The organism is Kribbella sp. NPDC051620 (assembly GCF_044453825.1).
Classification (GTDB): Bacteria; Actinomycetota; Actinomycetes; order Propionibacteriales; family Kribbellaceae; genus Kribbella.
The window spans coordinates 1103105-1115179 of record NZ_JBITDB010000003.1 but is presented as its reverse complement, the minus strand read 5'-3'; the positions used below and the strand labels follow the sequence as shown (position 1 = coordinate 1115179).

General features: G+C 66.1%; 12 protein-coding genes and 1 pseudogene. 8 read left to right on the top strand and 5 right to left on the bottom strand.

Going from position 1 to position 12075, the window contains the following annotated elements:
• Nucleotides 1-8: 8 nt before the first annotated feature.
• The gene (locus ACIA12_RS18185) at nucleotides 9-776 is read right to left on the bottom strand and encodes an ABC transporter ATP-binding protein (protein WP_396368145.1); all 768 of its coding nucleotides are present in this window, start codon (nucleotides 774-776) and stop codon (nucleotides 9-11) included.
• Nucleotides 763-1653 carry an ABC transporter permease gene (locus tag ACIA12_RS18180; protein ID WP_396368144.1) on the bottom strand — a complete coding sequence of 297 codons (891 nt, stop codon included), beginning with the start codon at nucleotides 1651-1653 and terminating at the stop codon, nucleotides 763-765. The genes ACIA12_RS18185 and ACIA12_RS18180 overlap by 14 nt, the downstream gene beginning before the upstream one ends.
• A gap of 91 nt (nucleotides 1654-1744) precedes the next feature.
• Here ACIA12_RS18180 and ACIA12_RS18175 point away from each other — a divergent pair, with 91 nt between their 5' ends.
• The 4 genes from ACIA12_RS18175 (at nucleotide 1745) to ACIA12_RS18160 (ending at nucleotide 7175) form a co-directional block, all read left to right on the top strand.
• Nucleotides 1745-3451 (top strand): metallophosphoesterase family protein, encoded by a 1707-nt coding sequence (locus ACIA12_RS18175; RefSeq protein ID WP_396368143.1) that lies wholly within the window; start codon nucleotides 1745-1747, stop codon nucleotides 3449-3451.
• A gap of 163 nt (nucleotides 3452-3614) precedes the next feature.
• Nucleotides 3615-5771 carry an alkaline phosphatase gene (locus ACIA12_RS18170; RefSeq protein ID WP_396368142.1) on the top strand — a complete coding sequence of 719 codons (2157 nt, stop codon included), beginning with the start codon at nucleotides 3615-3617 and terminating at the stop codon, nucleotides 5769-5771.
• Nucleotides 5772-5849: 78 nt separating this feature from the next.
• Nucleotides 5850-6137 carry a YiaA/YiaB family inner membrane protein gene (locus ACIA12_RS18165; protein ID WP_396368141.1) on the top strand — a complete coding sequence of 96 codons (288 nt, stop codon included), beginning with the start codon at nucleotides 5850-5852 and terminating at the stop codon, nucleotides 6135-6137.
• A gap of 21 nt (nucleotides 6138-6158) precedes the next feature.
• Nucleotides 6159-7175, top strand: a complete 1017-nt coding sequence (locus ACIA12_RS18160) for a YihY/virulence factor BrkB family protein (protein ID WP_396368140.1) — start codon at nucleotides 6159-6161, stop codon at nucleotides 7173-7175.
• Between the two features lie 368 nt (nucleotides 7176-7543).
• On the opposite strand, the gene ACIA12_RS18155 is transcribed toward ACIA12_RS18160, so the two are convergent.
• From ACIA12_RS18155 to ACIA12_RS18145, 3 genes and pseudogenes are all read right to left on the bottom strand, one after another.
• The gene (locus ACIA12_RS18155) at nucleotides 7544-7903 is read right to left on the bottom strand and encodes a hypothetical protein (protein WP_396368139.1); all 360 of its coding nucleotides are present in this window, start codon (nucleotides 7901-7903) and stop codon (nucleotides 7544-7546) included.
• Between the two features lie 31 nt (nucleotides 7904-7934).
• Nucleotides 7935-8828 carry a hypothetical protein gene (locus ACIA12_RS18150; RefSeq protein ID WP_396368307.1) on the bottom strand — a complete coding sequence of 298 codons (894 nt, stop codon included), beginning with the start codon at nucleotides 8826-8828 and terminating at the stop codon, nucleotides 7935-7937.
• Nucleotides 8829-9038: 210 nt separating this feature from the next.
• Nucleotides 9039-9218: pseudogene (locus ACIA12_RS18145) on the bottom strand (helix-turn-helix transcriptional regulator); the annotation flags it as partial.
• Nucleotides 9219-9419: 201 nt separating this feature from the next.
• Here ACIA12_RS18145 and ACIA12_RS18140 point away from each other — a divergent pair.
• The 4 genes from ACIA12_RS18140 (at nucleotide 9420) to ACIA12_RS18125 (ending at nucleotide 11786) form a co-directional block, all read left to right on the top strand.
• The gene (locus ACIA12_RS18140; protein ID WP_396368138.1) at nucleotides 9420-9626 is read left to right on the top strand and encodes a hypothetical protein; all 207 of its coding nucleotides are present in this window, start codon (nucleotides 9420-9422) and stop codon (nucleotides 9624-9626) included.
• An 85-nt stretch (nucleotides 9627-9711) separates the two neighbouring features.
• A complete protein-coding gene (locus ACIA12_RS18135; protein WP_396368137.1) occupies nucleotides 9712-10038 on the top strand; it encodes a hypothetical protein in 327 nt (108 codons plus the stop codon).
• A 474-nt stretch (nucleotides 10039-10512) separates the two neighbouring features.
• A complete protein-coding gene (locus tag ACIA12_RS18130) occupies nucleotides 10513-11361 on the top strand; it encodes a DddA-like double-stranded DNA deaminase toxin (protein ID WP_396368136.1) in 849 nt (282 codons plus the stop codon).
• Entirely contained in the window at nucleotides 11358-11786 is a 429-nt protein-coding gene (locus tag ACIA12_RS18125; RefSeq protein ID WP_396368135.1) for an Imm1 family immunity protein, read from the top strand. The genes ACIA12_RS18130 and ACIA12_RS18125 overlap by 4 nt, the downstream gene beginning before the upstream one ends.
• Nucleotides 11787-12075 lie beyond the last annotated feature (289 nt).

Here is a 12075-nt window from a genome sequence, read left to right as displayed (position 1 = left end):
CGGAGGAGCTACCGGGCTGCTGTTGCTTCGCGGGTGTAGGCGGCTACTACTTCCTTGACGTCGCCGTCCATGCGGAGGATGCCCTTGTCGAGCCAGAGGGCTCGGTTGCAGGTGTCCAGGACTACGTCGAGGCTGTGGCTGACCAGGAAGACGGTGCCGGCTTCGGATCTCAGGTCTTTGATCTTCTGTTCGGAGCGGATGCGGAACTCGGCGTCGCCGGTGGCCAGGGCCTCGTCGACCAGGAGGATGTCATGCGTCTTGGCGGAGGCGATCGCGAACTTGAGGCGGGCCGCCATGCCGGACGAGTACGTCGACATCGGCAGGTCGATGAAGTCGCCGATGCCGGAGAACTCGACGATCTCGTCGTACCGGGAAGCGATCTCGGCCGGTGACATCCCCATCGCCAGGCAGCCGAGGACGACGTTGCGGTCGCCGGTCAGGTCGTTCATCATCGCCGCGTTGACGCCGAGCAGCGACGGCTGCCCGCCGGTGTAGATCGCGCCCGACGCGGGCGGCAGCAGCCCGGCAATCGCGCGCAGCAGCGTCGACTTGCCCGACCCGTTGCGCCCGATCACGCCGATCGCGTCGCCCTTGTACGCCGTGAAGGTGACGTCCTTGACCGCGTGCACCTCGCGGATCGTCGGCCGGTCCTGGCGCTTGAGGATCCGCCGGAACGCGGTCGCCGCCGTTCCCTTGCCGCCCTGTCCGGCGATCACCTTGTAGATGATGTTGACGTCGTCGGCGATGACGGTCGGAATCTGCTCAGCCACGGCCATACCGGTCCTCCGCGCGCCAGAAGAACACGAACCCGCCGACCAGTACGACGATCGCCCAGACGGCCGCGATCGACCAGGCATGGGGCAACTCGTTGCGCGCGTGCTCGCGGAGCAGCGAGCGGCGGACCAAGTCGATGTACGCCGAGATCGGGTTCAGCGAGAGCACCTGGATCACCCACCCCGGCGCATCCAGCGCGCGGAGCTTGTCGGGGATCGAGAAGAAGATGCCGGAGGCGTACAACCAGGTCCGGGTGACGAACGGCAGCAGCTGGCTGATGTCGGACACGAAGGTCCCGATCCGGGCGAAGATCAGCGTCATCCCGAGGTTGAACATCGTCTGCATCGCCAGTGCCGGTACCACCATCAGCCAGCGCCGGCTCGGCCCGTCGGTCACCCCGACGAACGCGAACAGGATGGCCATCGAGACCAGCATCTGGTTGAGCTCGTTCACCACGTACGCCAGCGGCAGGGCCGCCCGCGGGAAGTGCAGGGTACGGATCAGCGACATGTTGAGGGCCAGTGATCGCGACCCCTCGGTCATCGAGCGCTGCGTGTAGGTGAAGACGAACATCCCGCAGATCAGGAAGGCGGCGTAGTTGTGGATGCCGTTCTTGGTGCCGAGCAGGACGCCGAAGGCCAGGTAGTACACAGCCGCGTTCATCAACGGCGTGAGTACCTGCCAGACGGAGCCGAGGCGCGCACCGGCGTACAGGGCATAGGTGCGCGCTCGCGCATAGCTGACGATGAACTGCCGGCGTCCCCACAGTTCCCGCAGGTACCCGCCGAGTGGTGGTCTGGCGGAGCTTCTGGTCAGGCCATGTCGCTCTGCCAGCGCCGCCAGATCGACGGTCTCGGCCGGCCCGGCCGCGTTAGACATGCGGGCCAATCTAGCGGCCCCGGTTGTCGGCCCTCACATCGGCGGGCCGGTAGCTGTCGCGGTGCGCCCGGTTGGGCCATAGCGTAGGCGGGTGAAGCAGAGCCGCCCTTCTGATCTTTCCGAGGAAGAACTCGGATTCCGCATCCGTGGCCCAGTGCGCTGGCTGCTGCCGTCGGTGCTCGGCAGCATCGGCGTCAAGGCTGTCCTGTCAGGCATCTTCGGCGCGTACGCCGACAAGCGCGAGCTGCAGAGCTCCTTGCCCGCGGACTTCTACCAGCACGGTACCGACGAGTTGTGGTTCGACTTCGTCGCCGATCTCGGGGACGGGTTCGACGCGACGTACACGGTCGCGTCGTTGCTGGCCGCCCCCGTCCTGGAGCCGGTCGACGGGCTGCGCCTGCCGCGCGCGTCGCTGCTCGTGATGGGTGGCGACGAGGTCTACCCGGCGGCGTCGTCGACGGCGTACGAGGACCGTACGAAGGGCCCGTACGGCGCCGCGCTGCCGGACCCCGTCGACCCGCCAACACTGTTCGCCTTGCCGGGCAACCATGACTGGTACGACGGGCTGACCGCCTTCCTCCGCGTCTTCGCCCAGCAACGCGCCGTCGGCGGCTGGAAGACCGAGCAGGGCCGCAGCTACTTCGCGATCGAGCTCCCGCAGCACTGGTGGCTCGTTGCCATCGACACCCAGTTCGGCAGCTACATCGACGCGCCGCAGCTCGCGTACTTCCGGGCCGCGCTGGCCGGGATGCAGGCCGGCGACGGTGTGATCCTCTGTACGCCGACGCCCGCGTGGGTTCATGCCGGCGCCGGCGGGGACACGCACGAGTACGACACCATCCGCTTCTTCGATCGCGAGATCATCCAGCCGCTCGGTGGAGTGACGCGCGTGATGCTGTCGGGCGACTCGCACCACTACGCCCGGTACGCCGAACGCGACGGCAGCGGTCAACGCATCACCAGCGGTGGGGGAGGGGCGTTCCTCTCGGCGACCCATCTGCTGCCGGAGTCGCTGACCCTGCCGCCGAAGGTCTCCCGGGTCGCCGATGTCAACGAGGTCGCGACCTTCGATCAAGTTGCTCTGTACCCGACCGCGCGCGAGTCGAAGAAGCTGGCGAAGGGCATCTACCAGCTTCCGTTCCGCAACGTCGGCTTCTGGGGACTCACGGCCGGTCTGCAGACCGTACTCGCCTTGCTGGTGCAGTTCGGCCTGGCGTGGTCGCCGCCGGATGGCGTCTTCGCGGTGATGGCCGTCTGGACTCCGGCTGCTTTCGGCGTGGTCTTCACGATCTTCGCCGGAATCCTCTTCGCCCGCTTCGGCCTGAAACGCAGCGGCCGAGCCGCCGGCGTCGCCGGCTTCCTGCATTCCCTGGCCCACTTGGCGTTGATGGTCGCCTGGGCCGCCGTCCTTTATCGTCTCAGCCAATCCGCGGCCGACTGGATAACCGTCGTGGTCACCCTCGTCGTGACGCCGGTCGTCGTCGGCTTCATCGATGCCGAACTGGTCGCCGCGTACCTCCTCATCGCCGGCAAGTTCGGCTTCAACATGAACGAACTCTTCGCCGGCCAGAGCATCGAGGACTACAAGGGTTTCCTCCGCCTCCACATCTCCCGCAACGGCGACCTGACCATCTACCCCCTGAAGGTCCCCAAGGTCTGCCACACCTGGAAAGCCGCCCCCGACGCCGCCCCGGAAACCCCCTGGCTCATCCCCACCCGAGGCACCCTCCACACCTCCCTGATCGAACCCCCCATCTCCGTCCCCCGCAAACGCAACCCCACCACCGCCGTCCTGTAAAAAGCACCCCACGCCAGCTCAGACGTCGTCGCAGGCTGCAGATCGCCACCCGCCAAACGGTTGCCACTCCGGGGTCGGATCGCTACAGTCAGGTTCTGTTAGGAAGGTTTCCTAATAGTTGCTGTTCACCGAGCCCCGCCCCTCAGGCCGGAAGGAGCGCGACATGTTGCAGGTTCGTCGTACTGCCGTGTACGCCGCGGTTGCCGCGGTACTGATCTCATCCCTGGTGTCCGCCTCGGCCGGAGCCGCGAGCCGGGCCGCTTGGCCGGGTGGGTCCGGAGTGTCTGTTGCTGATGGCAAGAACGTGTTCGGGGAGAATCTCAGCGGGCTGTCGTTCGAGAGCCCCGATGTGTTGTGGGCGGTGAAGAACGGGCCGGGTACGTTGTACCGGCTCGTTCGGGACGGTGCTCTCTGGAAGCCGGACTCGGTCGGCGGTCGTGCGCTGAATTATCGCAACGGCAGTGGTGATCCTGACGCCGAGGGTGTGGTCCGTACGCCGGACGGATTGCTAGTGGCAACCGAGCGCGACGGTGACGACAGCGGTACCAGTCTTGCGAAGGTACTCCGGTACGACCCGGCGTCCACCGCGAACTCGATCAACGCGACCGCCGAGTGGGATCTCACCGATGACCTGCCGGAGGTGGAGGACAACAGCGGTCCCGAGGCGATCTCGTGGATCCCGGACTCGTTCCTCACCGCGAAAGGCTTCCGGGACGAGCGGACGAAGGCCGCCTACAACCCCAGCTCCTACCCCAACCACGGCACCGGCCTGTACTTCGTCGGGCTCGAGGACAACGGGATGGTCTACGCCTACGCGCTGAACCAGTCCGGCGGGTCGTTCACCCGCGTTGCCGCCTTCGCCGGCGGGTTCGCCGCGATCATGGACCTCGAGTTCGACCCGGAGACAGGCCTGCTGTGGTCGACCTGCGACGACACCTGCCACGGGCGCAGCGCGACGCTGTCGATCGCGGCCGGCAGGTTCACCGTCGCCAAGACCTACGACCGGCCGGCGCAACTGCCCGACTACAACAACGAGGGCTTCGCGATCGCGCCGCAATCCACCTGTACTTCGGGACGCAAACAGGTCGTCTGGGCCGACGACGACAACGACGGCGGCCATGCTCTGCGGGCCGGGACGCTGGCCTGCACAGCCGTCGCCATCGGACAGGCTAAGGGGCCGGAGGCAACGAGTGCCCGGCTCGCCAAGAACATCATCTACATCCAAGGCGATGGCATGGGGCTGGGCCAGCGTGACCTGATCCGGCTCGCCCTCAAGGGCCGGTACGGCGAACTGGAACTCAACAAGCTGCCGGTCGCCGGACTGGTCCGCACGACCTCGGAGGACCCGGAAGAGATCGTGACCGACTCGGCGGCCTCGGCGACAGCGCTGGCGACCGGGCACAAGACCCGCAACGGCGTCGTCGGTATGGACTCCAAGGGTCGCCCGGTCGAGACGATCCTGGAGCGCGCGAAGCGGGCGGGGAAGTCGACCGGCCTCGTCACCACGGCCCAGGTGACCGGTGCCTCGCCGGCGGCGTTCGCGGCGCATGTGCCGAGCCGGGATCTGCAGAGCGACATCGCCAGGCAGTACATCGAGAACAGCCGGCCGGACGTCCTGCTCGGGGGCGGCGAGGACTGGTGGTACCCGAAAGGCAACCCCGGGCTGTGGCCGGACAAGCCCGGTGAGGAGGAGAGCCGGAGCCCGTACGGCAATCTGGTCGAGAAGGCGCAACGTACGGGGTACACGTATGTGCGCAACGCAGACGAGCTGCGCGCTACCCGCTCGAGCCTGCTCCTTGGGCTGTTCTCGAACGAGGACATGGTCGACTACGGCCCAGATGGTGTCGGTCGCTACGCGCCGCGGGTGCCGCTGCAGTTGATGGCGCGCAAGGCGCTGGACGTGCTCTCTCGCAAACCGCGCGGTTTCTTCCTCTTCCTCGAAGAAGAGGGCATCGACGGCCTGTCGCACGAGAACAACGCCCATGGGGTGATCGACGCGGGCCGGGCGCTGGACAGTACGGTCGCCGAGGTGATGCGCTTCGTCGCCGCCCATCCGGACACGCTGGTGATCATCAACGGCGACCACGAGACCGGCGGCCTCAGCATCGAGAACTACGACAGCGACGAGACCGACCCTCGCCAGGACGGCCCGTTCCCGATCCCGGGCTCGAAACTGCGCTTCACCGTCGACTGGACCACCAACAGCCACAGCGGCTCCGACACTCCGCTGACCGCCAGCGGTCCGGGTTCGGCTCGGCTGGGCCGGGTTCAGGACAACACCGAGGTGTACTACGCGATGCGCGCCGCCTCCGGGCTGTGACGGCCGGCCGGTCGACAGCTATCACCTTGAGTAGTTCATCTCATGCGCCGACGCCACGCCCGCGCCGACGATAAGCGCATGACGAAACCCATCCAGCCCTCACAGACCTCAGCGTTCTACCTCCAGGCGATCCTGTCCTTCGCCCTCTCGATGACCGCCATGACGATCGCGATCGTGTACCTCCCCGCCGCAGGCTGGATCCGCGCCTTCCTGGGCCTCGGCCTCCTGTACCTGGTCACGTCAACCGTCACGCTCTGCAAGGTGGTCCGCGACCGCCAAGAGCTCTCCGAAGTCACCAACCGGGTGGACCAGGCCCGCCTCGACAAGCTGCTCTCCGAACACGACCCCTTCAAGGTCGACGCCTGACTGGGGCCGTACCGTTGGGGGGTGAATACCTTGGCGGGGCGCGTCGACTCCGTTCAGCGCCGGCGTCGGGGGCTGGGGTTTCCGTTGGCCGTGGTCTACAAGTTCTTCGACGACCAGGGCAGCTATCTGGCGGTGATCGTCACGTACTACGCGTTCGCGGCGATCTTTCCGATGTTGCTGATCTCGTCGTCGGTACTCGGCTTCGTGCTGCAGGGGAACGAGGATCTGCAGAAGGCCGTGTTGCAGTCGGCGCTCAAGGAGTTCCCGATCGTCGGGACTCAGTTGGCGACGCCGCAGGGGCTGCAGGGGAGTACGGCGGCGGTGGTCATCGGAACGCTGGCCGCGCTGTACGGCATCATCGGGCTCGGACAGGCGGTACAGAATGCTGTCAACGTGACCTGGGGAGTACCGCGCAACGGCCGGCCTGATCCGTTCCGCGGGCGGCTCCGATCCGGGGCGTTGCTCACGCTGGCCGGTTTGACAGTGCTCAGCTTCGCGACGCTCACCGTACTGGCCTCAGGTAGGGCGCCGCTTCCTGGCGGCGTGGCCGAAGGTATGGGGTGGCTGGTCTCGATCGCCTCGGTGCTGGTCCTGACGGCCATGCTGACGCTGGTCCTGCGCCCCGGCGCCCGGCCCCGGCCGCCGCTCCGGAAGGTCGTTCCCGGAGCGTTCTTCACCGCGATCGGCTGGCACGTGCTCGAACGACTCGGTGGCATCTACGTCGACGACGTCCTCGCCAAGGCCAGCGAAGTGAACAGCGTCTTCGCCCTCACCCTCGGCCTGATCGGCCTCATCTACGCGGCATCGGTCATCGCCGTCATCGGCGCCGAACTCAACTCGGTGATCGTCCACCGCCTGTACCCGCGCTCGCTCCTGGCCCTCTTCACCGACTCCGCCGTCAACCTGACGCCGGCCGACCACCGCGCCTACGCCATGTACGCCCAAGCCCAACGCCACAAATCCACCGAAACGATCGACGTAACCTTCAACCACCCCGACGTAGACCCACCCCACAACCCAGACCCCTCAGCCGACTGAATCCGCTTCCCACGCGATTCCCCCACGCGGCCTGGCTACGCCGGCTCCTTCGTCGCCCGCTCCGCATACCGCTCCCACCCACCCAGAATCGCGTGCTGCGCCCGCTCGGTACGCGTGCTGCGCCCGCTGAGGTGCGCGTGCTGCGCCCGCTTGGGAATGCGTGCTGCGCCCGCCCGGCGACGCGTGCTGCGCCCTGCACAACTGTTGCCTGGGCGGGCTCGGTGAGGGGACTGTAGCGTCGGTCTTCTAATCCGTTGGTCGTAGGTTTGGATCCTGCCGGGCGCAGTCTGAAAGCTGAACCCGATCAGCTGATTTGTCAGGGGTCAGCGTCACCAGCTCGAAGCCATCGGTGGCTCAGCCACGCAGTGTCAGCTCAACCCTTCGATCGTCTCGAAGATGTCAGCGTCGGTTTCTTGCTGCCAGGTTGGCATTTCATCCCAGTCCGCTACGTAGCTGGGCTTGGGCTCAGGAATATGGCGGTAGATCTGGGCAATCCAGCACAGCGCCACGAAGCGTCCCTTCTGCTCTCGGCTGAGCTTGGCCGTGCTGCCGTCCGAGAGCTCAATGAACGTCCGAACCTGCCTGTAGACGGCGGCTGCGCTCTCCCGCTCCCAATCCGGGGTGCTCTCCCACGGAGTGACGTAGCCCGGCTTCGGGTCGCCAGGGTAATGCCTGGTCACGCCTGCAATCCAAGCCTCGCGGAAGATCCGGCCTTGTTCGTTCGACAACAGTTCACTCCTCAGCAGGTCGGACGGAAGATCACAGCGGAGAACGTTCGACGGCCAAAGATGCCGAGATGTCTTGACGCAACTCCGACAGACGCAGCTCGCCATCCAAAGCACTCAACTGCTGGTTCAGGCCGGCCAACTTTCGAGCGATGACGCCGGAGCCAGACTCTCCCGTAAGTTCCAGGGCGGCCGTCGCATAGCGCACTGTTTGCTCCACATCTCGCCGCATCACGCCCACCCTGGCTAGATCCACCAGCACACTACCCCGGCGCCGAAGCGACACCGGTAGACGTAGCGCCTCTTGCAACGCCGTCTCGGCCTGGTCCGGTTTGCGCAGGAGGGTGTAGCAAGTACCCCGTTGCTCCGGGAGCCTCGATCCGTCGAAGCGCAGCCATCCACCGGTCTGACTGTTAGCGCCCAGGACACGCACATGTTCCGCCTGGTCGAGGGCTCGCTCGCAGCCTGTGAGGTCACCGAGCCCGGCCAAGGCTTCCGCCTGTACCGCGCTCACCCAATACCGAGTGGCTAGAGCGCTGTCACCGCGGATAGCCAGGTCGGCGGCTGAGGCCAGCATCGGGACAGTGTCCGCGAATTGACGCTCGTACACGCTAATGAAGGCGTGCCGGGTCAAGGCACAAGCCCACAGATCCCGAGAGCTTGCCTCGCGAGCCGCTTGAGCCGCCAGGGTGTAGCAGTGAGCGGCGGAGGTGTACTGGTCGTTGTCAAAGAAGACCTCGCCTGCCATCTGGAACAGGTCACAGGTCAGCTCGCACAGCGCCTTGCGCGTCGCCGCATGATGGGTCCGCTTCAGTCGCTCTACCAGAACGCCAAGCTGTCCTGTCACCAGTGGATACACCGCCTGTTTGGCCGTAGCCATAACGAAGATCCGCCATAGCTGCTTGTTGAAGCTATGCAGCTCGGCCACGGCTCGGTCATCAGCCGGGCCGCCGGCTGGCGCGGACTCACTCCACTCTCCGCCTAGTTCCGTTCCGGCAATGACTGTGCCCGCCAAGCTCAAGAGGCGTAGTAGATCCCGACGCGGCAGATCGACTTCCGCCAACTGTCCAAAGGCCGCAGCCCTCGTAGCCGGCCCCACTCCTGCTGTCTCGGAGTCGCCCAACGCTGCGTTCAGCTCTGCGCCGGATACTCCCAACGCCTCGGCCAAGCGAGGGCGGGCAAACGGTACCGGCGCAGTCCCGCCGGATTCCCAGCGCGCCACGGTCGAGCGATCCACGCCCAGGTGCTCAGCCAAGCGTTCCTGGCTGTATCCAGCGGCGCGGCGCCACTGTGCCAAACGGGTCCGCTTGCCTGTCACCGTCGTTCCCCATCTCTACCGATCGCCCGGGCGGGGTGCGCCTCCGGGCGGTATCCGTCATGGATGCGCCAAAGATGCGTCAAACGTGCCATGTCGTGTACCCAGCGTAAGCGATGCAATTGGGTCTAGGCCGGACCACCCGGCACGTCTCGGGGCCCATCCGCCCCGGCGGTCGTCCCGAACGTAGGAGTTGGAAGCATCATGACCGGTACATGGGTCCTCACGCTCATAGCGGAAGCTCCGTTGCCCACTGACCGGTGCGTGCGGGTCTGGTTCGGCGAGCATGTCATCGCCGAGTACACCGCTGAGCCCGAGACAGCAATCCGGTACCAGGCTGCCATGACTCGGCGCTTTGCCAGCCTGCGCGTGACCATCGAGCCGGTGGTGGTGGCAGATGAGCAGCCGTGAAGGGGAAGCGTCGTCGGCGCTGGTGGATGGTGCTGTGGGAGCGACTGGTCAACGCTTTCCGGCGCTGGCGGGTCGAGGAGATGGAGTGACCGACTACACCCGTCCCTTGCTGCTGGGCTATGTGGTCAAGCACTTGCTCATGACCGACGGCGAACTGGCCGACATCAAGGTCCAGCTAGAGGAGTTCGCTCGGGTTGAGGGCTATGCGATGGGGACGATTTACGTGGAGGACAACTCCAGCAGCCCGGCTGCTTTCGAGGCCCTGATTGAGGCGGTCAACCGTTACGAGGTGACGACGGTCATCATCCCCAGCCGCCTCCACTTTGCAGCGCTGGCAGTGACCCATGACGTCAAGGACACCTTCGAGCGCACAACTGGCGCGCGGGTCGTCGTCGGGAGTACCTCTCCCTAAAGCTGGCGGGACCGGTGAGGAGTCGTCCTCAGCCTCTCAGTGCGGTGGATCGCCGCACACCTCACCGGTTCCGTCACCAATCGTCCCTGTCTGAGCCAGTCCCGAGTCCCCTGGCTCCCTCCCGGCTCAGACAGGGACCTCAAAGACCGGCTGGCGCGGAACACCCGAGCGAGGCTGCCTGCGCCAGCCGTTCCACCTCTTCGGCACGGCATGGACGGATGCCACCGAAGTGAGCCAGCCAACTCACGCCTAACCGACAAGAGTGAGGCTTACATATGTCCGACATCCAGCGCCTGAAGGCTCAGCTCTACCAGCTCATGACCGAAGCCCAGCAGGGCGCAGGCAGCCTCGGCGGTTTCCGCCAGAAGTTCGGCCAGACCAGCGGTCCCTCGAGCAGGCGGCCGAATCCTTGCAGATAGCGGCGCAAGGCTGCCGCAGCTACGCCGACCAGATCTAGACCACCCACTCATACATATGCCGTCCGAGCTGCAACGTGTCGCGCAAGGACTGGTCGCCGCCCTCGATGAGATACCCCGCGTCATTGGCTACCTGCAACGCACCGCTCAGAAATGCCGCGAGCAGGCGGGACTCGTAGGCGGGATGTCGGGCAACCCCGCCGCCCAGCGGGCGGCCATGCAACTAGACGACGCCGCCCGCCACTGTGACGAGGCCGTTCACTACCTCAGCCAGGCCCCGCCCAAGGCCCGCGACTGGGCCGAGCAGATGGTCAGCGGTGTACGTACAGCCGAACCTAACAACCGACCCGCCGGCGCCAGACCAACTACAGGAGGTGGCAGCCCGCCAGCGCCGGGAGGCCGGCGTGGGGACGACTCCGAGAAGCCGGAAGGCGAGAAGGCGTCCAAGGCCGCGAGGCCGGCGAACGATCAGAGTCCCGAGCCGCCCGACGACTTCGACCCATATGCTCGCGAGATCCTGGAGCGCCTGCCCGAACGTAAGGTCAGTCGGGGCTACAGCCCCAAAACCCGAGGCATCTGGCACGACGATGAGGGCATAGACCACGACTTGATCAGTGGCCGCCACGATCCCGAGTTCGGGGAGGCCCAGCGCCACGCCGAACGGCTCGGCCTGGTCGAGCCGCCCTACATGCTGTCCACCGCCGCCGATGTCGAACTCAAGTTCGCCATGCGCATGCGCCGCGACGGTATCCGCAAAGCTTGCATCATCTTGAACAACCGCCCATGCCCCGGTGATCTGGGCTGCAACAAACTTCTGCCAAGCTTCTTGCCACCTGGTAGTCAGCTCACGGTCTACGGACCTAACAACTTCAAGCGCACCTATTACGGAGAGACGGACCAGCAATGAGCATCGTCAAGGCCTACTACAAGCATGAGCACGACGCCGAGCCCTTGCGCCTCGAGACGGCCGCCGACGTCGACCGTCTCATCGACGGGCTGCTCGCTGAGGATTATGAGCACTCCGTGGCAGCGCTTTACGTCGAAGGCCAGATCAACGCCGCCGGAGCTCCCGACCATGAGCTACTGGTCGCCATCAACAACGAGGACGGCGACGTCGGGGCGCTGCGCTATATGGGGGGCGGTGGCAACTACTTCAGCCGCGGCCAGGCCGGTGGCGACAAGGAGGTTACCTACTACTACACCGGCAGCGACCGCGAGTTCCCGGCTGACGCCGAACTACCCCTGCCGCAGATTCGAGAGGCTGTGAAGGAGTTCCTGGACACCAGCGAGCGGCCGACTGTGGTGGAGTGGCAGGACGAGGTAACGAGCTGACCGGACATCGCCCGTGACCACGCCGGGTAACTGACCGCCTGAAGCATGGGCTCCGGCTTCGGTCGAAATGCCCAGCTTCGCCAGCAGTTCAGGATCAGGAGCGGCGGGCCGGCTGCGAGCCACCTCTCCATCGCGGTGACGCCCGGCCGTTCCCGCGGGGCTGAGACGAAAGCGTCGAGCACCTTGTCGAAGGCCGTCGCCTCGCAGGGGCTGGCGTGCGGCATCCGCTGGGGACGCATGTCCACGCCCCGCGCGACCCTCGCAGGCATCCTCCGCCTACGCCGTGCGG

What these genes read in the sequence shown, in the direction of transcription:
- ACIA12_RS18185 (WP_396368145.1), bottom strand. Translation starts at nt 776, where the DNA reads ATGGCCGTGGCTGAGCAGATTCCGACCGTCATCGCCGACGACGTCAAC.
- ACIA12_RS18125 (WP_396368135.1), top strand. Translation starts at nt 11,358, where the DNA reads ATGAGCATCGTCAAGGCCTACTACAAGCATGAGCACGACGCCGAGCCC.
- ACIA12_RS18180 (WP_396368144.1), bottom strand. Translation starts at nt 1,653, where the DNA reads ATGTCTAACGCGGCCGGGCCGGCCGAGACCGTCGATCTGGCGGCGCTG.
- ACIA12_RS18165 (WP_396368141.1), top strand. Translation starts at nt 5,850, where the DNA reads ATGACGAAACCCATCCAGCCCTCACAGACCTCAGCGTTCTACCTCCAG.
- ACIA12_RS18140 (WP_396368138.1), top strand. Translation starts at nt 9,420, where the DNA reads ATGACCGGTACATGGGTCCTCACGCTCATAGCGGAAGCTCCGTTGCCC.
- ACIA12_RS18130 (WP_396368136.1), top strand. Translation starts at nt 10,513, where the DNA reads ATGCCGTCCGAGCTGCAACGTGTCGCGCAAGGACTGGTCGCCGCCCTC.
- ACIA12_RS18170 (WP_396368142.1), top strand. Translation starts at nt 3,615, where the DNA reads ATGTTGCAGGTTCGTCGTACTGCCGTGTACGCCGCGGTTGCCGCGGTA.